The 24,029-nt window shown below is 32.4% G+C and carries 28 protein-coding genes; 21 read left to right on the forward strand and 7 right to left on the reverse strand.

Going from position 1 to position 24,029, the window contains the following annotated elements; all coding sequences use genetic code 11:
* Window positions 1-7 precede the first annotated feature (7 nt).
* The 21 genes from ACM55M_RS04760 to ACM55M_RS04860 all read left to right on the forward strand — a co-directional run bounded on the left by ACM55M_RS04760 (window position 8) and on the right by ACM55M_RS04860 (window position 16,322).
* A complete protein-coding gene (locus ACM55M_RS04760; protein ID WP_416856410.1) occupies window positions 8-220 on the forward strand; it encodes a hypothetical protein in 213 nt (70 codons plus the stop codon).
* A 135-nt stretch (window positions 221-355) separates the two neighbouring features.
* Window positions 356-838 carry a PA2169 family four-helix-bundle protein gene (locus ACM55M_RS04765; protein WP_416856411.1) on the forward strand — a complete coding sequence of 161 codons (483 nt, stop codon included), beginning with the start codon at window positions 356-358 and terminating at the stop codon, window positions 836-838.
* 262 nt (window positions 839-1,100) lie between these two features.
* A complete protein-coding gene (locus ACM55M_RS04770; protein ID WP_416849898.1) occupies window positions 1,101-1,859 on the forward strand; it encodes an MlaE family ABC transporter permease in 759 nt (252 codons plus the stop codon).
* A gap of 2 nt (window positions 1,860-1,861) precedes the next feature.
* Window positions 1,862-2,638 carry an ABC transporter ATP-binding protein gene (locus ACM55M_RS04775; RefSeq protein ID WP_416856413.1) on the forward strand — a complete coding sequence of 259 codons (777 nt, stop codon included), beginning with the start codon at window positions 1,862-1,864 and terminating at the stop codon, window positions 2,636-2,638.
* 30 nt (window positions 2,639-2,668) lie between these two features.
* A complete protein-coding gene (locus ACM55M_RS04780; RefSeq protein WP_416856415.1) occupies window positions 2,669-3,559 on the forward strand; it encodes an MlaD family protein in 891 nt (296 codons plus the stop codon).
* Between the two features lie 190 nt (window positions 3,560-3,749).
* Window positions 3,750-4,520 carry a DUF4382 domain-containing protein gene (locus ACM55M_RS04785; RefSeq protein ID WP_416856417.1) on the forward strand — a complete coding sequence of 257 codons (771 nt, stop codon included), beginning with the start codon at window positions 3,750-3,752 and terminating at the stop codon, window positions 4,518-4,520.
* Window positions 4,521-4,697: 177 nt separating this feature from the next.
* Window positions 4,698-4,919, forward strand: a complete 222-nt coding sequence (locus ACM55M_RS04790) for a hypothetical protein (protein WP_416856418.1) — start codon at window positions 4,698-4,700, stop codon at window positions 4,917-4,919.
* A gap of 77 nt (window positions 4,920-4,996) precedes the next feature.
* Window positions 4,997-5,389: a low affinity iron permease family protein gene (locus ACM55M_RS04795; RefSeq protein ID WP_416856419.1), complete on the forward strand. Its 393-nt coding sequence runs from the start codon at window positions 4,997-4,999 to the stop codon at window positions 5,387-5,389.
* Window positions 5,390-5,604: 215 nt separating this feature from the next.
* Window positions 5,605-5,787 (forward strand): CsbD family protein, encoded by a 183-nt coding sequence (locus ACM55M_RS04800; RefSeq protein ID WP_416849891.1) that lies wholly within the window; start codon window positions 5,605-5,607, stop codon window positions 5,785-5,787.
* A gap of 158 nt (window positions 5,788-5,945) precedes the next feature.
* Complete coding sequence (locus ACM55M_RS04805; RefSeq protein ID WP_416856421.1) at window positions 5,946-6,410, forward strand: sll1863 family stress response protein; 465 nt, start codon at window positions 5,946-5,948, stop codon at window positions 6,408-6,410.
* A 213-nt stretch (window positions 6,411-6,623) separates the two neighbouring features.
* Window positions 6,624-7,262, forward strand: a complete 639-nt coding sequence (locus tag ACM55M_RS04810) for a porin family protein (RefSeq protein WP_416856422.1) — start codon at window positions 6,624-6,626, stop codon at window positions 7,260-7,262.
* A 150-nt stretch (window positions 7,263-7,412) separates the two neighbouring features.
* Window positions 7,413-7,565 (forward strand): lmo0937 family membrane protein, encoded by a 153-nt coding sequence (locus tag ACM55M_RS04815; protein WP_416849888.1) that lies wholly within the window; start codon window positions 7,413-7,415, stop codon window positions 7,563-7,565.
* Window positions 7,566-7,600: 35 nt separating this feature from the next.
* Window positions 7,601-7,933, forward strand: coding sequence for a YtxH domain-containing protein (locus ACM55M_RS04820; protein ID WP_416856424.1), 333 nt, complete (start codon window positions 7,601-7,603; stop codon window positions 7,931-7,933).
* Window positions 7,934-7,986: 53 nt separating this feature from the next.
* Window positions 7,987-8,334 (forward strand): hypothetical protein, encoded by a 348-nt coding sequence (locus ACM55M_RS04825; protein ID WP_416856425.1) that lies wholly within the window; start codon window positions 7,987-7,989, stop codon window positions 8,332-8,334.
* Between the two features lies 1 nt (window position 8,335).
* The gene (locus ACM55M_RS04830; RefSeq protein ID WP_416856426.1) at window positions 8,336-8,674 is read left to right on the forward strand and encodes a hypothetical protein; all 339 of its coding nucleotides are present in this window, start codon (window positions 8,336-8,338) and stop codon (window positions 8,672-8,674) included.
* A 148-nt stretch (window positions 8,675-8,822) separates the two neighbouring features.
* Entirely contained in the window at window positions 8,823-9,743 is a 921-nt protein-coding gene (locus ACM55M_RS04835; RefSeq protein WP_416856428.1) for a diguanylate cyclase, read from the forward strand.
* Between the two features lie 477 nt (window positions 9,744-10,220).
* The gene (locus ACM55M_RS04840; RefSeq protein ID WP_416856429.1) at window positions 10,221-11,912 is read left to right on the forward strand and encodes an Ig-like domain-containing protein; all 1,692 of its coding nucleotides are present in this window, start codon (window positions 10,221-10,223) and stop codon (window positions 11,910-11,912) included.
* Window positions 11,913-11,940: 28 nt separating this feature from the next.
* The gene (locus ACM55M_RS04845) at window positions 11,941-13,950 is read left to right on the forward strand and encodes an OmpA family protein (protein ID WP_416856431.1); all 2,010 of its coding nucleotides are present in this window, start codon (window positions 11,941-11,943) and stop codon (window positions 13,948-13,950) included.
* Between the two features lie 243 nt (window positions 13,951-14,193).
* Window positions 14,194-14,673, forward strand: a complete 480-nt coding sequence (locus ACM55M_RS04850) for a nuclear transport factor 2 family protein (RefSeq protein WP_416856433.1) — start codon at window positions 14,194-14,196, stop codon at window positions 14,671-14,673.
* The gene (locus ACM55M_RS04855) at window positions 14,663-15,109 is read left to right on the forward strand and encodes a DUF1572 family protein (protein ID WP_416856434.1); all 447 of its coding nucleotides are present in this window, start codon (window positions 14,663-14,665) and stop codon (window positions 15,107-15,109) included. The genes ACM55M_RS04850 and ACM55M_RS04855 overlap by 11 nt, the downstream gene beginning before the upstream one ends.
* Before the next feature lie 124 nt (window positions 15,110-15,233).
* Window positions 15,234-16,322 (forward strand): AI-2E family transporter, encoded by a 1,089-nt coding sequence (locus ACM55M_RS04860; protein WP_416856435.1) that lies wholly within the window; start codon window positions 15,234-15,236, stop codon window positions 16,320-16,322.
* 1 nt (window position 16,323) lies between these two features.
* Here the strand turns inward: ACM55M_RS04860 and ACM55M_RS04865 are convergent, their stop codons facing one another.
* The 7 genes from ACM55M_RS04865 to ACM55M_RS04895 all read right to left on the reverse strand — a co-directional run bounded on the left by ACM55M_RS04865 (window position 16,324) and on the right by ACM55M_RS04895 (window position 23,567).
* Window positions 16,324-17,370: an o-succinylbenzoate synthase gene (locus ACM55M_RS04865; protein ID WP_416856436.1), complete on the reverse strand. Its 1,047-nt coding sequence runs from the start codon at window positions 17,368-17,370 to the stop codon at window positions 16,324-16,326.
* A gap of 142 nt (window positions 17,371-17,512) precedes the next feature.
* Window positions 17,513-18,721 carry a tetratricopeptide repeat protein gene (locus ACM55M_RS04870; protein ID WP_416856438.1) on the reverse strand — a complete coding sequence of 403 codons (1,209 nt, stop codon included), beginning with the start codon at window positions 18,719-18,721 and terminating at the stop codon, window positions 17,513-17,515.
* A gap of 167 nt (window positions 18,722-18,888) precedes the next feature.
* Window positions 18,889-19,566 carry a metal-dependent hydrolase gene (locus ACM55M_RS04875; protein WP_416856439.1) on the reverse strand — a complete coding sequence of 226 codons (678 nt, stop codon included), beginning with the start codon at window positions 19,564-19,566 and terminating at the stop codon, window positions 18,889-18,891.
* A gap of 33 nt (window positions 19,567-19,599) precedes the next feature.
* Window positions 19,600-20,550, reverse strand: a complete 951-nt coding sequence (menA, locus tag ACM55M_RS04880) for a 1,4-dihydroxy-2-naphthoate octaprenyltransferase (RefSeq protein ID WP_416856441.1) — start codon at window positions 20,548-20,550, stop codon at window positions 19,600-19,602.
* A gap of 70 nt (window positions 20,551-20,620) precedes the next feature.
* The gene (locus ACM55M_RS04885) at window positions 20,621-22,135 is read right to left on the reverse strand and encodes a PH domain-containing protein (protein ID WP_416856443.1); all 1,515 of its coding nucleotides are present in this window, start codon (window positions 22,133-22,135) and stop codon (window positions 20,621-20,623) included.
* Entirely contained in the window at window positions 22,135-22,650 is a 516-nt protein-coding gene (locus tag ACM55M_RS04890; RefSeq protein ID WP_416856445.1) for a PH domain-containing protein, read from the reverse strand. The genes ACM55M_RS04885 and ACM55M_RS04890 overlap by 1 nt, the downstream gene beginning before the upstream one ends.
* Before the next feature lie 86 nt (window positions 22,651-22,736).
* Complete coding sequence (locus ACM55M_RS04895; protein WP_416847649.1) at window positions 22,737-23,567, reverse strand: 1,4-dihydroxy-2-naphthoyl-CoA synthase; 831 nt, start codon at window positions 23,565-23,567, stop codon at window positions 22,737-22,739.
* Window positions 23,568-24,029: the final 462 nt, after the last annotated feature.

Genomic DNA, 24,029 nt, shown 5'->3' on the forward strand with positions numbered 1-24,029 from the left:
ATACAAAATGCAAACAAGAACCATAGGAATAATTATGACCATAATAGGAATAATTATGCTGTTATATAATAGTTTCAATTATGTAACTACAGAAAAGGTGGTTGACATAGGTCCAATCCAAATAAATAAAGAAGTAAATCATCCATTGGAATGGTCACCTATCGTAGGCATTGTACTCGCTGTAGTCGGCATTGTTTTGATTATCCGAAGAAACAAGTAATTAAACTAAAAAATCCGTGAATAATATAAGTTCTTTATAAAGTTATGTAACACTTTTTGTTTTCTATCTTCTGACCTTTACTAAGTTTTAATTAGAATAGATAAAATTGACAATCAACAATTTAAAATTAAAAAAATGAATATAGATAAATCAATTGAAGTGTTAAATACACTAATCGAAATTAATAACGATAGAATCGAAAGTTATAAAACTGCTTCAAGAGCGACAGAAAAACACGGATTAAAAAACTTGTTTTTTGAATTTCAACAAACCAGTCAAAAGTGCAAATCAGAACTGATAAAGGAAATTAAAAATTTAGGAGGAATTCCAAAAGAAGTAATTAAAATTAATGCTGTTTTCTTTGAATTTTGGATTGATCTAAAGGCTACATTTATTTGTAAAGACAGTAACGACATAATTAATTCATGTAAGTCTAATGAACATAGAGCCGAGCAATATTATAATAATGTATTAATCCATAAACTTGAAAACCTGAATTTTGAGCAACAGATTATGTTAAGAAAGCACTCTCTTTTAATCAATTTAGACAACAATAAAGTAGGGGTTTTGAGCGCTATTTTATTAGAAAAAAAAAAATTTGAATTAAATAGTATTTAAATTGGGTGCTAGTTTTCTTTAAAAATACAATGCTATAAATAAGAAAAAAACATCTGTTTTTTTTTTAGTATAAAAAATTCTTTCCAGGATTCAATGCGGATAAAAAATATTGGTTACACAATATTCAATTCCAGCATTAATACAACTCTTCTTGCGTTTAGCAAATTACAAATTATGGAAAATACAAGTTTGATTTTATGCTACGCAAAAAAAAATCGATCCACAACATACCATTCATTAATCTAAATTAAAACATACTATTTTGATTATTTACTTAAAAAATATTTTTAACGATGTTGGCAAAGTAACGCTGTTTACAGCACAATTTTTCCGTGAAGTTTTTAAACCTCCATATGAAATGAGAGAGTTTATTAAGCAATGTTATAAAATTGGTTATAAATCTTTACCATTAGTAGCTATAACTGGTTTCATAATGGGATTAGTACTAACGCTTCAATCGAGACCAACATTAGCAAAATTTGGTGCCGAATCCTGGTTACCGGGTATGGTTGCGCTTTCCTTGATTAGAGAAATTGCACCAGTGATTACAGCCTTAATTTGCGCGGGAAAAATTTCTTCTGGAATTGGTGCAGAATTAGGTTCTATGAAAGTAACGGAACAAATTGATGCCATGGAAGTTGCAGCAATAAATCCTTTTAAATACTTAGTAGTTACAAGGATTTTGGCCACTACACTTATGGTTCCGGTTTTAGTGATTTTCGCAGATGGTATTGGAATTTTTGGAGGATATATAGGCGTTAATATGCATAGTGATGTCAACCTAACGCGTTATACATCACAAGTTTTTGAATCGTTGACCTTTTTAGATATTATACCAGCCACCATTAAAACATTTTTCTTTGGATTTTTTATCGGGATGATAGGATGTTATAAGGGTTATACCGCAGCAAATGGTACAGAAAGTGTTGGTTTAGCGGCAAACTCCGCAGTAGTAACTGCATCACTTACTATATTCATTATAGACATGATTGCAGTACAATTAACTGATTTATTCTTCTAGAAATGATACAAGAAAAAACAAATATAGTTTCTGATAAAATAACGACTAAAAATACTCCCATAATTGAAATAAAGGATCTACATAAAGCCTTTGGGGATAATGAAGTATTAAAAGGAGTTAATCTCTTTGTTAACAAAGGAGAGAATTTAGTGGTGTTAGGCAAATCAGGATCTGGCAAATCAATAGCTATCAAATGTATAGTGGGATTGGTAATTCCCGATAAAGGCGAAATAAATGTCTTTGATACTGATATTACCAAAATAGATACTATTGAACTTAATGAAATTAGGGTAAGAATTGGGTTTCTTTTTCAAAATGCTGCTTTATATGATTCGATGAGTGTTCGTGAAAATTTAGGTTTTACTTTGAAACGACATGTAAAGGATATATCGGAACAAGAGTTAGAAGCTCAAATTGTAGACGTATTGGAAAGTGTTGGATTAGCTGAAGCCATAGATAAGATGCCTTCGGAATTATCCGGTGGTATGCGAAAAAGAGTTGGACTTGCAAGAACGCTTATTTTAAAACCTGAAATAGTATTGTATGATGAGCCCACAACTGGTCTAGACACTATTACATCAAGAGAAATAAGCGAATTGATATTAGAACTTCAGAAAAAAAACAAAACAAGTTCTATCATTATTACTCATGATATGGCTTGTGCAAAACACACTGGTGACCGAGTAGTGATTTTAAAAGAGGGTGTAATTCATGCTGAAGGAAGTTATGAAACATTAGAAAAAAGTGACGACGAATGGGTGCGTTCTTTTTTTATTTAAAAAGAAAATTAAAAAAATAAATTAAAAATTATGAATAAAGAACCGGGGTTCCAATGGAAATTGGGAATGTTTGTTATAATCGGATTAGTGCTTTTTGTCGCTACAATATACTTCGTAGGAAAACAGAAAAATTTATTTGGTTCAACATTTCATTTAAGATCAAACTTTAGATCCGTAAGCGGTCTTGAGGTGGGAAATAATGTACGATTTTCAGGAATCAATATTGGTACTGTAAGCGAAATCGAATTAATTACAGACTCTTCTGTGGTAGTGAATATTCTAATCAAAGATGAGGTTCGTAAATTTATTAAAACGGATGCAATAGCCAGTATTGGCTCGGATGGTTTAATGGGAGATAAAGTATTAACTATTTCTCCGGGAACTAAATCCACGAAAATTGTTGAAGATAATGACATCATTGCTTCAAGAAGACCTATCGATATGGAAGATGTAATGGGCAGTGTGAAAAAAAGCGTCGATAACGCTGGAATCATTACTGCTGAACTTGCAAAATTTAGTGCCAATATGAATAGCGGAAATGGTATGGTATCTAAATTGATGACAGACAAAGCATTTGCTAACAGTATTACACACACACTTGCAAACTTAGAAAGCAGCTCCAATGAATTTGCCAATTTCACCACTAAAATGAATAATGGAAATGGGGCTTTATCAAAATTAGTGACGGATAAAAAAATGGGTAAAATGGTAGACTCTACGATGAAAAACATTCAAGAAACTACCAAAGGATTTACCGAAATTACTGAAGCTGCAAAACATAATTTTTTATTGAGAGGTTATTTTAAGAAAAAAGAAAAAGCCGAAGATAAAAAACAGGAAGAATTAGACAATCAAGAAGAAGCAGAAATGAAAAAGGCTATGAAGATGGCTGAAGATAGCGCTGCTGCAGCCAAAAAATAAATTTATACAGCAAAAGAGTTTTACTGAATTTAGTATTAAAACTGATTCGTAAGAAATGACTTATACAGACTATTATTAGAGTGTAAATCCTATAACTTATTCCTAAAGTTATGTAATAGATTGATTATAAACACAAAGTATCTTTACTAAATACTATAGAGTATTTACTAACTATTAAAAAAAAATGAAAATGAAAAAAATAAAAATTATTTTATCTTTTATCGTACTTGGAATTATTATGACTTCATGTAATAATAATGATGAAACAGCCTCAAGTTATCCTTATGCTGTGAGAATGACTGATGCTCCTGGCCCATATCAAAAAGTAAATATTGACCTACTTGGTGTAGAAGTAACTGGAGATGCTGGACAAACGGTAACGTTGAATGTAAAGAAAGGAATTTATAACCTGCTTGATTTTTCTAATGGTGTAAGTACACTTATTGCGACTGATACATTACAAATTTCTAAAGTAGCACAAATTAGACTTATACTTGGAACGAACAATACAGTCGTTGTAGATAATGTAACCTATCCTTTGAGTACTCCAAGTGCGGAACAATCAGGATTAAAACTTCAAGTACATCAAACGCTTGAACAAGGTATATTGTATAGTGTTTTACTTGATTTTGATGCAAACAAATCTATTGTGAATACAGGAAATGGAACATATAAATTGAAACCTGTAGTTAGAACAATAGAAGCTGCCATAAGTGGTAACATAAAAGGTAAAATTACTCCTGTAGGTAGTTTAGCTGTAGTTACAGCTGTTGATGCTCTTACAAATTTATCTTATTCCACAAACGTAAATACGAGTGGAGAATTTTTAGTTATGGGCCTTCCTTCAGGAACGTATAACGTAACTATCACTCCTGTGTTGCCTCTAGCCCCAGTTACCAAAAGCACTATTGTAGTGACAACAGGCAATACAACTGATTTAGGAACTGTAATCCTTCTATAAAAAAAGATTTCAGTTTTGTGGAACTCTCGGTTTTCTAATGAAAATTAAGTAGTTTATTAGAAAATCATAAAAATTAAACTATTAGAAGCATCCTTTATTTGAGCGACACTTCTATTAGTTTAATTTTTTTTTGTAATCAAAAAAAAGAAATAATTAACTCAACTAAAAAATAACATCATGAAAACCGAAAAAGAGCTTAACGATGCAATCCTAAAAATGACTTTGAAAATACGAAATGAATATCCAGAACTATCAAAATATTTAGTAGAAATGCCAGAAACAATTCCTGACACAAATAATCCTAAAATTAACATTAAAATATTGAAAGATTATTATGAATCATTGAATTCAATACTAAAAAAATATGCTCCAAATCATACTATCAAAGAAGATAAATAATAATATTCATTTATTAAAACTACTTTTAATCCAATTAAATTATTATTTTTAATAACTGAACCTAAAATAATTTCTTCATGACAAAGATATACAGCACTTTAGAGCAACTTTTTGAAAAGCTAACCTCAACTGCAACAGTTATACTTGGTAATCCTATTACCTTTATTGTCGCACTGTGTTTAGTCCTTTGGTGGTGGATTAATAATCTATTTACAACCCGGGATGTACATCAAATCATCGGAGATATTATTTTTGGAGTTACATTTTTAAGTCTATTTATTATTCAAAAATCATTTAACCGATTTTCAGCTTCATTGCATTTAAAAGTAAATGAACTGGTTTTATCCCATGAGACAGCCAGCAATGCTGTACTAAACGCAGATGTAAAAACGGAAAGAGAAATAACGGAACTTTCAAAAGAATACAGCGAATTAGCGGAAAAATTAAAAGAATTAGACGAAGAAGTATAATTTATTATTATTTTGAAAAAAACAAATTACTTGCGTGTTTCTATCCGATTAATTATATACTTTACTGTTTTTTTTGTACTTCTTTAAAGTATTTTATTTTCTTCAAATGTGTGAATAACACAAGTCTTGTCATAAATTCTATAAGGCATTTTAAAACATTTTCCTTCAACTTTGTAGTGTTGTGAATATATTTTCGCAACATAAATAATACCACAATGAATAGTAAAGAACCAGAAGGAAATTGGGAAGAGCAAAAAAGGAAATTAAAAGAAAAATTTGCCGCTTTAACTGAAAATGATTTATTTTTCACAAAAGGCAAAAAAGAAGAAATGATTGAAAAACTTCAAATCAAATTAGGTAAAACCAAAGAGGAATTACTTAAAATTATTGCATTATAAATATTCAATTTGTTTATAACTTTTTTCAAAAATCGATTGTTTAGTTTAATACCGCTAATAATTCAAGCTAACACAACTAAATTATGTTAGCTTGAATTAGTTAATAGTAAAAGAGAAAAAACTTTTTAATCCCTTCAAAAAATCAAATACATATAACAATGAAGAAAACAATTTATATCCTTGCTTTAACAACGTTTATAGCAGGAACACTATTAATAGGATGTCAAACTTCTACTAAAAAAGAAGCAGCAGCTAAAGATAAAGTAGCTGATGCTCGAGAAGATGTACAAGATGCTAAAGAAGAATTAATGAATGCCCGAAAAGAAGCAACTACAGAAGAGTGGAAAGCATTCAAAGATCAAACTAATGCAACAATCAATGAAAATGAAATACGGATAGCTGATTTAAAAGCAAAAATGAAAAAAACCGAAAATTCAATTGATGCTATGTATGCAAAAAAAGTCAATGAATTGGAACAAAAAAACAAGGATATTAAAGCTAAAGTAGAAACCTATAAAAATGACAGAAACAGTGATTGGGAATCTTTTAAACGTGAATACAACCACGACATGAATGAATTGGGAGATGCTTTAAGAGATGTTACTGTTGACAATAAAAAGTAACACTAAATCATATTTAAAAAGGCGAGTTTTCTAACTCGTCTTTTTTGTTAAACCTCTTTTTTTATATACAAACCTCCTGATAAAAAACACATTATGATTAAAAGGTGTGAATAATATAAATTTTACAAAAAGTATTGTAACACTTTTCTTCTATACCATTCTCACCTTTGTAAGGTATTAAATCTACAATAAATTAACTCTAATAAAAAAATAATGAAAAAATCAAAAACACTAATTTACGCTTCTCTAGTATTGACTTTTATGGCTTTTAATAGTTCTAAAGCACAAGTAGACGTAGCAAAATTTGGTATAAAAGGAGGTGTAAACTTCTCTAACTTATACACTGACAATGTTGATGACAATAATGTGTTAACTGGATTTAATGTGGGTCTTTATGCTAAAGTTCCTCTTGCAAATAACATCTCTTTGCAACCGGAAATCTCTTATACTGGAAAAGGGGCGGAACTGGTTTACAACAACGCTTTTGTAAGCGGAACTGCACAATTTAAATTAGATTATATCGAAGTGCCACTTTTATTGATGGTAAATGTCACAAAGAATTTCAATATTCATGTTGGTCCATATGCTGCATATTTAATTAGTGGTAAAACTACAAATAAGTCCGATAATGGTAATTATAACTTCGAAGACAATATCAACACAGATGATTTCAACAGATTTGATGCAGGTCTTGCTGGAGGTCTTGGTTTGGATTTAGAACCTGTTAGTTTTGGAGTACGTTACAATTATGGATTAACTAAAATTGGAAAAGATGATAATTCAGCAAATAACTTTACTTCTCCAGATGCTAAAAACAGTGTCTTGAGTTTCTATGCTGCTTTTGCATTTTAATTAAAAAACATCAGTATAAATTTCATAAAAAGTTAAAATAAATATTTTTTTAACATCACAATATACTGTAAAACAGTATTGTATGATATATTTTATTTTTAACTTTACTAAATATTACTTTAAATAACTAATCATTAAAAAATAAAAATCATGAGCAATCTACTTTACACAATCGCAGTAATTTTAATCATTTTTTGGGCAATCGGATTCTTTGCTTTCAGCGTAGGATCTATAATACACGTACTTCTTGTTATAGCAGTTATAGCTATATTATTGAGACTTATTCAAGGGCGAAGATTATAAATTAATAAAAAAATTAAACATTAAAAAAATCAATTATGAAAGCAGATAAAATAGTATTAGGCGTTTTAGGTGGTCTTGCAGCAGGTGCAATATTAGGAATTATGTTGGCTCCAGATAAAGGCGATAAAACAAGAAAGAGAATAATGGATAAAAGTAATGACTATGCTGATGAGTTGAAAGACAAATTGGATACATTATTGAGTAGCATAAACAAAAAATATGAAAAAATTTGGAGTGAAGGTGAAAGTATGATTTCTGAAGGAAAATCTAAATTTTATGATGCAAAAAACGAAGGCGAAAATTTAATCGCTGAGGGGAAATCAAAATTTTATGATACGAAAAACGAAATCAAAAATACAAGTATCTAAAGAGGCACTTCAATATTAAAATTTCTATTTTAAGTACGATTAAAAATTAAATTATGGACAACTTTACAGCATCAATAGAAACGCTTTTTGAAAGAGCTGAAGACTATACCAGAACAAGCGCCGAATTAGTTAAGCTAAAAGCAATAGACAAATCAGCGGATGTTTTATCTTCTCTGCTCTCCAGATTAACCGTTGCTATTGTTGCTGTTATGTTTGTTCTACTTATTAATATTGGACTTTCCTTATGGATAGGTGAAATAGTAGGAAAACCTTATTGGGGCTTTTTTATAGTAGCCAGTGTTTATTTAGCCGTTTCCATCATATTATATTATTTTAAAGATCAGTGGATTAAAATTCCAATCAGTAACTTCATTATCACTAAACTGCTTAAAAAAAAATAGTATGGAAAAGATAAACCAAACCAATTTACTTAATGAAACTATCATCCAGTTAGAAAACAGACAGACTTTAGAATTTTATGCTCTGAAGGAACAGTTTAAGATAACTTATGAAAGTGTAAAACCTTTAAACCTTATCAAAAGCGCTTTTACCGAAATGACTACTTCTCCTAATTTAAAAGGGAATGTAGTTAATAATATTGTAGGGATGGCAGCAGGATATTTAACAAAAAAAGTATTAGTAGGATCAACCCATAATCCATTCAAAAAAATATTAGGAACATTATTACAATTCGTTGTAACTAATGTTGCCACAAAACATTCTGATACTTTAAAATCTTAAAAGTTTATAACTCTTTTAATTGCAAATTAAATTCTGGTAATAAATAATTTAGTTTATTTTTTATCGCCAGACTGAAAAACTATTAATTACTATTACCTTGTAAGAAATCAATAGACTTTCTAATTAAAGTAATTTGTGTTTTAAAAGTTTGCAAAAAATTTTCTTAAAAACTTTGAATCGAAAGAAAATGAACACGAAAATAAAAAAGGAAGAGCTAATAATTACGAATAAGGAACTTGTTTTTCAAAACGAAGAGAAAGAAAAACGTGCTGCTGAATTAATTATTGCTAATACTGAACTTGCTTTTCAAAACAAAGAAAAAGAAAAACGTGCTGCTGAATTAATTATTGCTAACAAGGAGCTTGCTTTTCAAAACGAAGAAAAAGAAAAAAGAGCTGCTGAATTAATTATTGCTAATACGGAGCTTGCTTTTCAAAACGAAGAAAAAGAAAAAAGAGCTGCTGAATTAATTATTGCCAACACGGAACTTGTTTTCCAAAATACAGAGAAAGAAAAACGTGCTGCTGAATTGATTATTGCTAACAAGGAACTTGCCTTTCAAAATGAAGAGAAAGAAAAACGCGCTGCTGAATTAATTATCGCCAATAATGAACTTGCTTTTCAAAATGAAGAAAAAGAGAAAAGAGCAGCCGAATTAATTATCGCCAATAATGAACTTGCTTTTCAAAACCTGGAGAAAGAAAAACGCGCCGCTGAATTAATTATTGCCAATAATGAGCTTGCTTTTCAAAACGAAGAAAAAGAAAAACAGGCAACTGAGTTAATAATGGCTAACTTGGAGCTTAAAAAAGCCGAAGAATACCAAAAAGAATATATAAAAGGTTTGGAGGAAATGATGTTTATGACCTCTCACAAAGTTAGACAGCCTGTAGCCAATATTTTAGGTTTATCTTATTTGCTTGATCAGACAATAAATTCACCTGATGAACACATACAATTCTTAAATCATATAAAGCAATCTGCTTTAATACTCGATTCTTTCACAAAAGAATTAACGCTATTTATTTCCCATTTGGAACAAAAAGGTAAAAATAAAAAACATGCCTGACTAAAATCATTTAGTATAATTAGCTCCTAAAAGAAAAATATTACAGATAATATCCCTCAATGGGTATATATTAAAAACGAATAGGGTTTGACTTTAATTAAAGTCAAACCCTATTCGTTTTTAACAACTAAGACCTAATGGGAAATTAATTCTAGAACATGGTTGCATCAACTCTTTTAGCTGCTTTTCCTGTATTTATATTATTCTTTTTCTTCAAAAGTATTTCCTCTATAATACTTTTCGCCACAAAAAAATTTAGCCATTCCTAACCTTTTTCAGAAAAAAAAATTAAGTACTATAACACCTATTTAACATATTTAAAAAAATAAACTACTCATAAACAGTAACTTATGTTATAAATTAACATTTTAAATGCGTGAATTTTACAACTCCCATTTTTAATTGTGTAACAATTCTAGTTCATAAGTAAACAACCTTTGTTGAATAAAATAATTAATCCCCCTAAAATCAAAAAAAATGAAAACTAAAAATTTACTATTAACTTTTGCAATACTGATTATTGCATTAATCTCTGGTTGTGAAGAAGACGATTTCGTAGAAATCGATGGTGTATGCCCAATTGTTTCATCAACAAGCCCCGAGAATGGCGCCATTAACGTTCCTCTGGACAAAACTGTTACAGTAATCTTTAACGAGGAAATGAACGCATCAACTTTTGACGCATCTTCTTTTACTTTACAAGGCTCAAGTTTAGTAGCGGGAACAGTTTCATTTAGCGGAACAACTGCTTTATTTGTACCAACAAATCCTCTTGCAGCAAATACTACTTATACCGGTAGAATTAAAACGTCGGTTAAGGATATCATGGGTAATGCTTTACAAGCTGATTATGTTTGGACATTTAGTACCGGTTCGACTGTAACTCCTATGGTGATTTCAACAGATCCGGCTAACAATACTACAAATGTATTTCTTAACAAAATAGTTTCTGCAGATTTTAATATGATAATGAATCAAGCAACTATTAACACAACAACTTTTACATTAAAACAAGGAGCGACATCAGTTGCAGGATCAGTTTCATACATTGGAACAACAGCCTATTTTAGTCCAAGTATTCCTTTAACAGCTAATACCGTTTATACCGGTACGATTACAACTGGAGCCAAAAATCTCCAAGGTACAACTATAGCTAATAACTATATATGGACATTTACCACAGGGTCTGTTACTGCTCCTAATGTAACTGCCACTAACCCCGCTAACAATGCCGGAGGAATTGCGCTTAATCAAAACATTACAGCGAATTTTAGTATGCCAATGGATCCTTTGACAATTAGCAATACGACATTTACTTTAAAAAATGGGGCAACAATGATTACCGGAACTGTTTCTTACTTAGGTACAACAGCAACATTTAATCCAAATAGTGATCTATCACCAGGAACTACTTATACTGCTACAATTACAACAGGTGCTAAAAATGTAGCTGGTGTTGCTTTAGCAAATGACTATGTTTGGAACTTTAATACTAATGCAACTGTAGTTGGAAATATGGTAAATCTTGGATCCGCTGAACGATTTGGAATTTTATCAGGAGTCGGAGTAAGTAATAACGCTGGTTTTAGTATAATTAATAATATGGATGTTGGTATAAGCCCGGGAGTTCGTTCTTCAATTACAGGATTTCCTCCTGCACTTATAGTAAATGGTGCAATCTATGCTTCTGACGATATTGCTCCTCCAGGAGTACCTGCCATGCTAACGCAAGCGAAACTAGATCTTACCAATGCCTATCTTTTTGCAGAAGGAGCTTCTTATAGTGCACCAATAACTGTATCAGGTGATCAAGGTGGAAAAACACTAGTTGCCGGTATTTATAAATCAACATCTACACTTTTAGTGCAAAATGGAGATTTGACTCTTAGCGGTAGCGCAACAGATGTTTGGATTTTCCAAGTAGCGTCTGCTTTCACCACTGTAGGTGGAGCTGGTGGAAATATAAAACTTACTGGAGGAGCCCTTGCTAAAAACGTTTTTTGGCAAACGGGAAGTTCTGCAACTATTGGAGATTATACTTCCTTTGAAGGTAACATATTGGCTTTACAATCTATAACAATGGGATCACATTCAACTGCAAGAGGTAGAATGCTTGCTCGAAATGGAGCTGTTGTAATGACACATACTAACATAATCACTAAGCCGTAAATAAATGAAAACTAAAACTAATTTTAAAATGGGATCATGTGTTACATGGTCCCATAATAACCTGACTGTTAAAAGTATTGCAATAATTGCTTTGGGATGGTTGAGTATGCAAACTCCAGTTCAAGCACAGCAAACAATAGAAGTTAAATACACTAAACCTTCTTGGTACTTTGGTGTTGCGGGTGGTGCCAATTTTAATTTTTACCGTGGTTCTACGCACCAACTAAATGATGCTTTTACTCCTCCGGCTACTTTTCATGATGGAGATGGTGTTGGACTTTTCATTGCGCCACTTTTAGAATATCGTCCTGCTGATTCAAGATGGGGTGTAATGCTTCAAGCTGGATATGATAATCGCAAAGGTACTTTTGACCAAGTAGTTACTCCATGTGACTGTCCGGCAGATTTATCTACGAATATAAGTTACATCACTGTGGAACCAAGCTTACGTTTTGCTCCTTTTAAATCCAATTTTTATCTTTATGGTGGTCCACGTTTGGCTTTCAATATGGATAAATCATTTACGTATCAATTAGGTATCAATCCGGCATATCCGGATCAAGCAGCCAGTCCTGCAGTAACAGGTGATTTAAGTGATGTCAAAAAAACTATTTTTTCAATGCAAATTGGAGCTGGATATGACATTCCACTTTCTTCTGATAGCAACAAGACACAGTTTGTTTTGTCTCCTTTTGTTGCTTTTCAGCCTTATTTTGGTCAAAATCCACGTTCAACAGAAACTTGGAATATAACTACCCTTACGGCTGGTATAGCACTTAAAATGGGACAAGGGCGTAACATTCAAGAATCTACAGATGTTTTAGCGGATCGCGAAGTACAATTTTCTGTAAATTCTCCTAGTAACATTCCTGGAGAAAGAAGAATTACTGAAATATTCCCACTTAGAAACTATGTGTTTTTCAATGTTGGTTCAACTGAAATCCCAAGTCGTTATGTTTTATTAACGAAAAATCAAGTGAAAGACTTCAAAGAAGATCAATTGGAAGTATTTGCTCCAAAAAATTTGTCAGATCGTTCCAAAAGACAAATGATTGTTTATTATAATGTTTTAAACATCCTTGGAGATCGTATGCAAAAAAACCCTTCCTCAACAATTACTTTGGTAGGTTCATCAGAAAAAGGTCCTGAAGATGCTCTTGCAATGGCAGAATCAATAAAAACCTATTTGGTAAATGTATTTGCAATAAATCCTTCCAGAATTACTACTAAAGGCCAAAACAAACCAAATATTCCATCAGAACAACCAGGTGCAACATTAGAATTAGAATTGCTACGTGAAGGAGATCGCAGAGTTTCTATAGAAAGTACTTCTCCAGATTTATTGATGGAATTTCAGAGTGGTCCTGATGCTCAATTAAAACCGGTACAAATTGTTCCGCTACAAGAAGCACCTGTTGTAAGTTATGTTACCTTCAATAATAAAGGGGCGAATGAAGCTTTATCTACATGGTCATTACAAATATCCGATGAACAAGGAAAAGTACAATCTTTTGGACCTTATACTCAAGACGAAGTAAGCATTCCTGGAAAATCAATTTTAGGTAGCAGACCAGAAGGTGATTACAAAGTAAAAATGATTGGTCAAACCAAAAGTGGCAAAATTGTAGAGAAAGAAACTCCTGTACACATGGTACTTTGGACACCTTCAAAAATGGAAGAAGGAATGAGATACAGCATAATTTATGAATTTAATAAATCGAAAGCGATAGCTATCTATGAAAAATATCTTATTGAAGTAGTAACACCAAAAATTCCTGTTGGAGCAACAGTTATTATTCATGGTCACACTGATATTATTGGTGAAGAAGTTCACAATCAAGATTTATCTCTTGCACGTGCCAATGATGTAAAAAGCATTATCGAAAGTGGTTTGTCTAAAGTAAGTAGAAACGATGTAAAATTTGAAGTACTTGGATATGGTGAGAATGAAAACAAATCTCCTTTTGAAAACAAAACTCCAGAAGAACGTTTTTACAATCGTACCGTAGTAATTGATATTATTCCTGTTGTTAAATAACTCAAAACAATAGAGAATTCACTTTTTATAAATTAAAAATGAGGATAGAAACTTAAAGGTCTATCCTCTTTTTTATTTCAAATTTAAAATCTATTAGTCAGTGTAAATCAATGAATCGGAAGCAATCGACACTGTTAGCGTTTCTTAATTAGGAATTATCTCATTTGTTATTTTCATATTACTATTTAAAAATCTGAATTTTAATAGAAAAAATATTATATTTACTAATCAGTTTCCGTAAATATGACTCCCAACGAGAAAACCCTTATCAAGTTCTACACTGCTTTTAACAATGGTGATGTTTCAACAATGTGTGACTGTTATCATCCAAAAATTAAGTTTCGCGATCCAATATTTGATTTATTAAAAGAAAATGATGTTTGTCAAATGTGGAAAATGCTAATTGAAAAAGGCAAAGGAAATACAAAAATTAAATTCTCAGATATAAAAGCGGATCAATATATTGGTTCCGTTAGATGGATTGCCACTTACAAATTTAGTAAAACCAATAGAACAGTTGTAAATGAAATTCAGGCACAATTTCAGTTTAAAGATGGTTTAATTATCAAACATACTGATGATTTTGACATCTGGAAATGGTCCAAACAAGCATTCGGAATCAAAGGTTATTTATTTGGATGGACTGGATATTTCCAAAAAAAAATACACCATCAAGCCTTATTGTCATTGAAGAAGTATAAAAAAACTAAACATGCTAATTGAAACTTTAAAATCACTATTCAACAGGGATTTAAATCAGCTTAAAGCAGAAATGGAGCTATATCAAAATGAAATTCAAATTTGGCACATTCAAAAAGGGATAGCTAATTCAGCCGGGAATCTTTGTTTACATTTGGTTGGAAATCTTAATACGTATATAGGAGCCGAATTTGGAAAAACTGGCTATATTAGAAACAGAGCCCTTGAATTTTCGCTTAAGAATGTCCCAAGAGCAGAATTAATAACCAAAATCGAAGAAACTATTGTTGTCGTCAACAATGCGCTAAACAACATCTCAGAAGAAGAATTAAAAATGGAATTTCCACTTTTAGTTTTCGAAACCAAGACTTCAACTGAGTTTATGCTCCTACATCTGACCACTCACTTAGCCTATCATCTAGGTCAAATCAATTACCATAGGCGTTTATTGGACGTTTAAAAATTAAAATAACAAACAATTTTCACTGATACTATTCGTTTTAATTAGTACTATAATCACAATTAATATTTAGAATAAAAATTTAAAGAAGGGCAAGAAAATAACAGTTATAATACAAGTTTGTATGATACAATCTTCTAAAACACCCGTCCCATTTCAATCCAACAGAAAATATTCTGTTTTAGAAATTCTTCAATTTATAGTATTGTCTTGTTTGATTCTGTATTTTGGGAAAACGCTTTTTATTCCGTTAAGCTTTTCATTACTCATTAGCTTTATTTTGTATCCCATTTGTAAATGGATGGAAACAAAAAATATTAATAAAGGTATCGCTATTGTTAGTTGCATTTTAGGAGTAACCCTTCTCCTTGGATCCGTTATTTATTTATTGTTTGCACAATTCTCAGAGTTCCTGAACGAATGGCAATCATTACGGGCAAAACTAACGGACACCATAAATCAATTGAGTGTTTTTCTTTTTGAAAGACTTGACATCAGTGTCGAAAAACAATCAGAATTTATCAAAAATACGCTCGATAATTCTGGTTCACAAGCATTTTCGATATTACGCAACACCGCCTATTCCCTATCAGAATCATTATTTATTCTATTAATGATTCCCGTTTTTTCTGCGCTTATACTTTATCACCGCCAAATGTTATCAAATGCACTCTATGAACTTTTTCCTCCAGAGAGAAAAGGCACAATACATGAAATCCTCGTTGAAACCATTCATGCCTACTACAATTTCATAAAAGGTATGTTGATGGTATATCTAATAGTTGGGCTATTAAACAGCGTCGGACTATTAATTATTGGAGTGCCACACCCATTTTTGTTTGGTTTTATAGCCTCAATTCTAACATTCATTCCTTATGTGGGAATAATGATATCGTCGCTTTTGCCCATTGCAGTTTCCTGGATAACGTATAATTCAATTTGGTATCCGTTAGGCGTCATTCTAGTCTTTTCTATTGTCCAAGCACTGGAAGCGTATATTATATTTCCTTTTGCAGTGGGAAGCCGATTGAAAATAAACACACTTGTCATCATCATCGTGGTAATCGTAGGAGGCATTTTATGGGGCGCCGCAGGAATGATATTGTTCATTCCGTTCATTAGCATCGTAAAACTGATTGCGGACCGCACACCAAGTTTAAAGACGTTATCTGTTTTATTGGGAGATGGCGAACAAAAGAAATCTTCGAAATAATCTATTTCAAAAGATCAAAATCAAATGCCCAATCTAACCCCTTTTTATACCACAATTGCCCTTGTGAAACTTCCAGCGGACAGTCAAAATTATTCGTATATAATGCTCCGGTTCCTAATCCCTGCGGCATGGAATTGTACTGTAAAAAGGTCCATTGTGCAATCGCATTTAACCCAATATTACTCTCCAAAGCGGAGGTAATCCACCACCCAATTTTATGCTTTTCAGCCAATAAAATCCATTCATGTGTACCTCGAAAACCACCTACAAAACTAGGCTTCAAAATAATGTATTGTGGTTTGATTTTCTCTAATAATTGTTCTTTTTCTTCCAACGCAAACACACCAATCAGCTCTTCATCCAAAGCAATAGGAAAAGGGGTGGTTTTACACAGCTCTGCCATCCTGTCAGTATGATTTACCTGTATTGGTTGCTCAATACTATGCAATTTAAATTCAGATAGTTGTACTAATTTATTTAAAGCTAAACTTTCATTAAAAGCACCATTCGCATCAACACGAATTTCGACTTGTTCTGGAGTGAAATGCTCTCGAATAAACCGCAACAATTGTAGTTCTTTATCGAAATCTATCGCTCCAATTTTAAGTTTTATGCATCGGAAACCCTGAACTAATTTTTCCTCGATTTGTTGCTTCATAAACAACTCCTCGCCCATCCAAACTAAACCGTTTATCAGTATCGATTTTGTACCATTTGTAAAGTCCGAAGGAAAGAGTAAAAAAGGAGTTTCACTCACCAAAGACTGAAACGCCATTTCTACTCCAAATTGAATGGATGGAAAGGCTAATAACGCTTCCCAAAGTTGATCTTTTCCTAGATGAATGTTATCGCAAGTCCATTGTAATTTTTCTTCATAATCCGGCCGATCATCAATACTCAATCCGCGAAGAATTCCACATTCCCCTATTCCCTTTTTACCATCTTGTTCCAAGACGATAAACCAAGTTTCTTTTTCGGTCATGACGCCACGGGAAGTTCCTGAAGGACGTTTGAAATTAAGAATGTATTTGCGGCAAGTTGCTTTCAAGAAATTATGAATTATGAGTTATTTAAATCTGACAAACTTGTAATGTTTTTTTGAGCTTAAATGCCCTTAAATTACTTATATGGTAAAAAAATCTTTAAACCATATAAGTAATTTAAGTAAACATAAGTTTTAAAATTTTATGCTATTTATCAATCAACTTCAAAATTCTTTCAAAATCATTATTTTGAATACCCACTTTTTTGAAAGTCTCAAAATCTTGTTTTATTTTTTGAGCCCAACTCAAACTATCGGTTACGTTTTGAGATTGGTATTCCTTGTAAATAGCTTTAGCAGACGAATAGTTATTATTTAATAAATACGCATGCGCTAAATTCAGCTTTATCAATAACTCCGAATCATCAAGCTTCTCGCCTTCTTTTAGGAATTTAATCGCTTTGCCGTATTGTCTAGTTAGAATATAATTGTTTCCAATTGCATTATAATCCAAAGCGGTTGCCTTATTGTTATTAATTATCACATTCAATTTAACGATTGCAGCGCCATAAAGACCTTGTTTCGCTAAATCCGATGCTTGTATGCGCAAACCATTGTAAACTAAATTAGAAGCGCCCGTTTCGTTGAAACAGCTATTCCCAAAATCCTTAAAAGCTTTAGAACGCTCTATCGCCAATAATTTTTGGAATTCCTTGAATTTGTATTTAGATTGTATTTTATCGAGAATACAAACGCAAAAATCATCAGAATTGGTCATTTTTTGAGCCATATTCGATGTTTTACATTGCTCAATGATTGCTTTTCTGTTTTCAAGAGTCCAACCACGACTGAGTTTATTATCGACCCACGGCACCACTTCAAGTATGATCTTTTGATTCATGATCCAGTTTTTACTTTCAAAACCAAACCATAAATTTCCTGAATTCGATTTCATACAAGCCGATTTCTCTGCAGAAAGCCGCTTGGCATCTTTACTAACTGGCGTATCTTGAACTAGACAAGCATCATCGGTTTTTCCGTTTTCTTTGTATTTTGAAGCTAAATCACTGCTTGAAAAAACGGCATATTTACATTTATCATCTCCTGATATTTTAGATAAGATAAAAACAGCTCCTGCTGAACCTTGACTGATTCCCGTTGGATCCGGAATAGCTTTTAAAACCGAAACCAAACTGCCTGCCATTTGCTGATTTTTATCTAGAAGGGTTATTCTATACACTACTTCAGTGGTTCCTTCAGGCAAATCTTGGGTTTTAATAATTATTCTGTCTCTTGCGGAAACTGATATTTCTTCTGTTGTAGCGCGAGCTTTGTCCCAATAACCGTCTTTTTGAGAAAGAACAGATTGAAATGAAATAATTGTTAATACTATTAAAGCTATTTTTTGAATGTTCATTTTCTTTATTAACGTTTTTTAGCCCAGATAGCAGTGAAAATCCTTTTTATCAGCTTTTTCGGCTGATAAAAAGATTACTTCACCATACTTTTATTTTCATGGGAGTTCAGTGAATTTCATTTGCAACGAATAGCTGGAGATTGCTCCGAAAAACTCGCAATGACTAATTATAATTCGATGAAACTTCCTACTTCCAGTAGCATCAAATCTTTTCTCTTATCGAAGAATTTGCGAATGGCGGCTTCATGATCAATTTCGATATAACCAAAAGTGTCGTAATGATACCCAAGAATTTTATCGCAATCCAAAAAATCAGAAGCAACAATAGCATCTTCGACATCCATAGTGAAATTATCGCCTATTGGCAGAATCGCTAAATCTAATTTAGTGCGCATAGGAATGAGTTTCATATCCATAGTAAGCGCCGTATCGCCAGCAATGTAGATATTTTTATGTTCGCCTTCAATGACAAAACCGCCTGGATTTCCTCCATAACTGCCATCAGGAAAAGAACTGGAATGAATCGCATTTACATATTTCAATTTACCAAAGTCAAAATTCCAGCTGCCACCGTGATTCATGGGATGCGCTTGAAAGCCTTTTGTTGCATAATGACCTGCAATTTCAGCGTTAGAAACGATTACCGCATTGGTTCTTTTGGCAATTGCTTCCACATCCAGAATGTGATCTCCGTGTGCATGTGTTATTAAAATATAATCGGCTTTTAAAGTGTCAATGTCAATATGAGAGGCCTTTGGATTAGCCGAAATAAAAGGATCTACAATAATGTGTTTGCCACCAACTTCTATCCCCAATGAGGCGTGACCGTAAAATGTTATTTTCATTTGAATTAAATTTTAAAATAGACTAATTTGAGTTTAATAATTATTCACAATCAAATCCGAAAAGAAGAAAATCATGCACAAAGCCAGCAACACCGAAAGCGCAAAAGTACTTAGTGCCAGTTTTTTTAATTCGGGATCTAATTCCTTAGGGTTGTTATTTTTATAAACGGTAATTAAATGTTTAGTTAAAGGGATATACGCCAATAAAAACAGGTATTGATCAAAGTGAAAATGGTCTACAATTGCAAAAACCAGTACCAAAACCATCGCCGTTACAATCAGAATGTAATGATATATTTTAGCTTTAGCTCCGCCAATTTTTACGACAATCGTGTTCTTATTTGATTTTCTATCCGAAGCTTCATCACGCATATTATTCAGATTTAAAACACCAACGCTCAATAATCCAATAGCTATTGCAGGTAAAACCAATTCAAAATCCAGTTGTTTTGAATATAAAAAATTCACCCCTAAAGTACTTACCAAACCAAAAAACACAAAGACAAAAACATCACCAAATCCTCGGTAGCCGTAAGCCGTATTTCCAACTGTATAGCGAATTGCAGACACAATTGAAAGAATTCCTAACACTAAATAAAACAAGGAATACCACAAATTAGTATCTTTAAATGCATAATAAATCAACAGCATCGCTGAAAGTAACGTCAGTGCAGATGTGATGATAATAGCACGCTTCATGGCTTCCGGGGTAATCACACCGCTTTGTATGGCGCGTTTTGGACCTACTCTGTCTTCATTATCTGTTCCTTTTATCCCATCACCATAATCATTAGCAAAATTTGAGAGTATTTGCAATCCAAGTGTGGTCAATATGGCAAAGCCAAAAAGCCGCCAATTGAAAACTTCTGTTGGAGTTAATATAGTGTCCGTTGGGTGCGCCAAAGCATACATGCTTCCAACAATTATTCCCGATACAGATAATGGTAATGTTCGTAAACGTGCGGCTTCAATCCAGTGTTTCATATTTTTTGCTTAATCGTTGATTTGGTTAATTGTTGATTTGGTTAAACGAATCAACAATCTAACTCCTTAATTACATCCAATTACTATCGGACGTTTCTATTTCATACAACCAAAGGTTGACATATTGTTTAATTTTTATATAATCTCCCAACTGAAAAGCGATATTTCCTCCAGCTGTGTGTAACATTATTGAACCTATATTCAGGTTTTTATGCCAAAAAAGTTGCGATGTTGTAACAGCTTGAATTTTACTTGGCTCTATAATTTCATTACTAATATCCCACGCACCGCTTTGTTTAATAATAAAATGATCATTGATAAAAAGACGGTTATTTCTATATTTAAAAAACTGAATAACCCCGACAAACACAACATAAAAAGCAACCAAGATATCCAAAGAAGGAAATTGTAAAACTACATCATCCCGCAAAAAATAAAACACAAGCAAAGGTAGTCCAATTGTAAGAAATATAGAAAATCCAAGCTTCCGAAAATTCGGTTTTAAAACCACTCCTTTTTCAGGAATTTTATTGAATAGAAATTTCAAAATTTCATTCTGTTCGAATTCATTACAACCAGGAATTTCTATTCCAGCTTTTCGTTCTTCTTTTTCTCCACTGGTCGCCTGCTTGATTTTCATTTCAAGTATATTCATTTTCTTTTGAAAATAATTACTGGAAATAGCTACGATTTGAACTTTTTCTGGTTTGATGATCGTACTTTTTGTATTCAACAAACCAAAGGAAAGCAACAATGAACCAGTTTGTTTTGTGATTCTAAAATCAAAATACCTAAAAACCATTCTAAAGACATTCATAACCAGAATCACACAAAAAAGAAGAAGAATCAATATTGGAACCATTTCTAACATTACATTTTCCTTAAAATACGAATCAATTTTAGATTCATCGATGGTCGATTCGCCAAAAATTCTTTTTACATTATCATAAAACGTAATAGAGAAAGCCAGCAAAATAAAAAAACTCTTCACATAATTAGAGGAAATTCCTACTTTCAACAAACTCAAAAAACTGATTTTTATAAAAGGTAATTCTTCAATCTGCACCGAATCCGTTTGTATTTTTGCATCAATTTCATCCGAAACAACTATTGTATTGTTCGTTTCATTTTCTAACAAATGCGCTTTCAACTCTAAAGCTAAATCATGCGAAATGGCTTTGATTGCCACTTCCGTTTTATTAGCTCCTGCAGTATCCACATCAAGTGTATGCACTCCAATAATTTTTTGAATAAAGGATTGCCTAATCGTTACTTGCTGGATTTTATTGAGTTGAATAGTTGTTTTTGTCTTATTTAAAATGCCTTCTGTAATAACAAACTCTTGATTTTTTTTATCTAGAAAGAAAGTGAAATTCAAATATTTAAGATAGGCCATGATTCCAAAAACCAACAAAACACCCAGTATCCCCAGTATCAAATACAACGGATTGAGTTCTTTGAATTTAAAAATCCAAACGACAAGTATCGGCCAAAGCGCTTTACCAAAATGACGAATAGTATCAAAAAAAAGTACTAGAATACCAACAATAGACTGTCTTTGCGGTTGACTAAAATCGGCCCGCATTACAGTTGTTTTTGTATTTTACCCATTAAGAGTTGTTTGATGTTTTCGGCCTGTTCTTTTTCAATTCCGGGAATTTCTATATCACTGGAACTACCTCCAGCGGTAAAAATTTCAATTTTAGCCAATCCAAAGTAACGTGAAACCATTCCTTCATACAATGCAACGTGTTGTATTCTATTATAAGGAATTACAATTGTATTTGTAGCAATAATTCCATGTCTGAAAAGCACATCGTGTTCCCTGAAAGCAAAGCCTTTTTTCTTGAAACTTAGGTATGAAAAGAAAATAAAAATTAGAATAAAGAACCCGAAAGCACTACCAATTTCTAATTGATACGCCACTAATTCCTCAATCTTTACCAGCGCAAATCCTAAACCAATTATCAGCAACAGAAACACTACAAATAAATTAATCAGGATCACTTTCCAGTAGGATTTTTTCAAACTTAAAAAAGGCACTTCCTCAAATTTAGGAAGCTGCGTGATATCTATTATTTCGTTGCTGAAGTTTTCCATTTATAAAATTTATTTTTAAGTTTAAGTTTTAAAAAGTTTAAAGTTATTGGTAAAAACAACTTTAAACTTTAAGCACCAAACTTTTTTTATGGTAACCATTTCTTTTCAAAATTCGGTTTTCTTTTTTCTAAGAATGCATTTCTGCCTTCTTTGGCTTCTTCAGTCATATAGGCCAAACGTGTGGCTTCACCGGCAAAAACCTGTTGCCCCACCATTCCGTCATCAGTTAGATTCATAGCGAATTTTAGCATTTTTATAGCCATTGGCGATTTACCTAATATTTCCTGCGCCCATTCGTAAGCTGTATCTTCTAATTCAGCATGCGGAATCACGGCATTGACCATTCCCATATCCATAGCGTCCTGAGCTGAATAATTCCGTCCCAAAAAGAAAATCTCACGAGCTTTTTTCTGCCCTACCATTTTAGCCAAATATGCAGAACCGTATCCACCATCAAAACTCGTTACATCAGCATCGGTTTGCTTGAAAATGGCGTGTTCTTTACTCGCCAAAGTCAAATCGCAAACTACATGCAAACTGTGTCCACCACCCACAGCCCAACCTGGAACTACGGCAATAACAACTTTAGGCATGAATCGGATTAAACGTTGTACTTCCAAAATATTTAAACGATGTTGTCCATCCTCTCCCACATAGCCTTGATGACCACGTGCGTTTTGATCGCCACCGCTACAAAAAGAATATACTCCATCTTTAGACGAAGGCCCTTCAGCAGACAGTAAAACGACACCAATCGAAGTATCTTCCTGCGCATCATAAAATGCACTATACAATTCCGAAGTTGTTTTTGGGCGGAAAGCATTGCGCACATCTGGTCTGTTGAAAGCTATTCTGGCAACGCCATTGCATTTCTTATAGGTGATATCCTCGTATTCTTTGACAGTGATCCAATCCATTCCAATTGATTTAAATTATTTCAGTGTAAAATTAAATCATTTTTTACATTTTATCTATTCTATTTTAGAGAAGCTTGTGGTAATCTTTCTCTGATTAAACAATCGAAAATGTTAAAAAAATAAAAAAAAACAGAATATTAACAGTTGCCCATCAAAATAATCCCTAATTTTAAATATTGCTAATCAGGAGAATATAACTTGATTAGTTTGATTACTTCACTGATTTATTAACCTAAAAAATGTTTTTTTGAATACAATTAAAAATTTTGTCGCTCCTTTTTCGATGGTAATAAATTATAATACTTTTTCTGAAACCAAGATAAGTGAGTTAATGAGAAGGCCATTTGCCCCAATAGTAAAAATAAAGAGTAACACCTACGGTTTAAAATAAAGATTCACATTCCCACTCAATAAATAAGTTGAGTCTAACAATACAGTTATTTCAGGAAGATAATCTTTCAA

It is taken from the genome of Flavobacterium galactosi (assembly GCF_048158585.1).
GTDB classification, from domain to species: Bacteria; Bacteroidota; Bacteroidia; order Flavobacteriales; family Flavobacteriaceae; genus Flavobacterium; species Flavobacterium galactosi.

Bases quoted from the DNA above. Each gene is read 5' to 3' on its own strand.
- ACM55M_RS04805 (WP_416856421.1), top strand. From the start codon at position 5,946: ATGAAGAAAACAATTTATATCCTTGCTTTAACAACGTTTATAGCAGGA.
- ACM55M_RS04780 (WP_416856415.1), top strand. From the start codon at position 2,669: ATGAATAAAGAACCGGGGTTCCAATGGAAATTGGGAATGTTTGTTATA.
- ACM55M_RS04810 (WP_416856422.1), top strand. From the start codon at position 6,624: ATGAAAAAATCAAAAACACTAATTTACGCTTCTCTAGTATTGACTTTT.
- ACM55M_RS04820 (WP_416856424.1), top strand. From the start codon at position 7,601: ATGAAAGCAGATAAAATAGTATTAGGCGTTTTAGGTGGTCTTGCAGCA.
- ACM55M_RS04870 (WP_416856438.1), bottom strand. From the start codon at position 18,721: ATGAACATTCAAAAAATAGCTTTAATAGTATTAACAATTATTTCATTT.
- ACM55M_RS04825 (WP_416856425.1), top strand. From the start codon at position 7,987: ATGGACAACTTTACAGCATCAATAGAAACGCTTTTTGAAAGAGCTGAA.
- ACM55M_RS04795 (WP_416856419.1), top strand. From the start codon at position 4,997: ATGACAAAGATATACAGCACTTTAGAGCAACTTTTTGAAAAGCTAACC.
- ACM55M_RS04775 (WP_416856413.1), top strand. From the start codon at position 1,862: ATGATACAAGAAAAAACAAATATAGTTTCTGATAAAATAACGACTAAA.
- ACM55M_RS04760 (WP_416856410.1), top strand. From the start codon at position 8: ATGCAAACAAGAACCATAGGAATAATTATGACCATAATAGGAATAATT.
- ACM55M_RS04800 (WP_416849891.1), top strand. From the start codon at position 5,605: ATGAATAGTAAAGAACCAGAAGGAAATTGGGAAGAGCAAAAAAGGAAA.
- ACM55M_RS04815 (WP_416849888.1), top strand. From the start codon at position 7,413: ATGAGCAATCTACTTTACACAATCGCAGTAATTTTAATCATTTTTTGG.
- menA (WP_416856441.1), bottom strand. From the start codon at position 20,550: ATGAAACACTGGATTGAAGCCGCACGTTTACGAACATTACCATTATCT.
- ACM55M_RS04895 (WP_416847649.1), bottom strand. From the start codon at position 23,567: ATGGATTGGATCACTGTCAAAGAATACGAGGATATCACCTATAAGAAA.
- ACM55M_RS04885 (WP_416856443.1), bottom strand. From the start codon at position 22,135: ATGCGGGCCGATTTTAGTCAACCGCAAAGACAGTCTATTGTTGGTATT.
- ACM55M_RS04765 (WP_416856411.1), top strand. From the start codon at position 356: ATGAATATAGATAAATCAATTGAAGTGTTAAATACACTAATCGAAATT.
- ACM55M_RS04845 (WP_416856431.1), top strand. From the start codon at position 11,941: ATGGGATCATGTGTTACATGGTCCCATAATAACCTGACTGTTAAAAGT.
- ACM55M_RS04860 (WP_416856435.1), top strand. From the start codon at position 15,234: ATGATACAATCTTCTAAAACACCCGTCCCATTTCAATCCAACAGAAAA.
- ACM55M_RS04790 (WP_416856418.1), top strand. From the start codon at position 4,698: ATGAAAACCGAAAAAGAGCTTAACGATGCAATCCTAAAAATGACTTTG.
- ACM55M_RS04840 (WP_416856429.1), top strand. From the start codon at position 10,221: ATGAAAACTAAAAATTTACTATTAACTTTTGCAATACTGATTATTGCA.
- ACM55M_RS04830 (WP_416856426.1), top strand. From the start codon at position 8,336: ATGGAAAAGATAAACCAAACCAATTTACTTAATGAAACTATCATCCAG.
- ACM55M_RS04875 (WP_416856439.1), bottom strand. From the start codon at position 19,566: ATGAAAATAACATTTTACGGTCACGCCTCATTGGGGATAGAAGTTGGT.
- ACM55M_RS04850 (WP_416856433.1), top strand. From the start codon at position 14,194: ATGACTCCCAACGAGAAAACCCTTATCAAGTTCTACACTGCTTTTAAC.
- ACM55M_RS04855 (WP_416856434.1), top strand. From the start codon at position 14,663: ATGCTAATTGAAACTTTAAAATCACTATTCAACAGGGATTTAAATCAG.
- ACM55M_RS04890 (WP_416856445.1), bottom strand. From the start codon at position 22,650: ATGGAAAACTTCAGCAACGAAATAATAGATATCACGCAGCTTCCTAAA.
- ACM55M_RS04785 (WP_416856417.1), top strand. From the start codon at position 3,750: ATGAAAAAAATAAAAATTATTTTATCTTTTATCGTACTTGGAATTATT.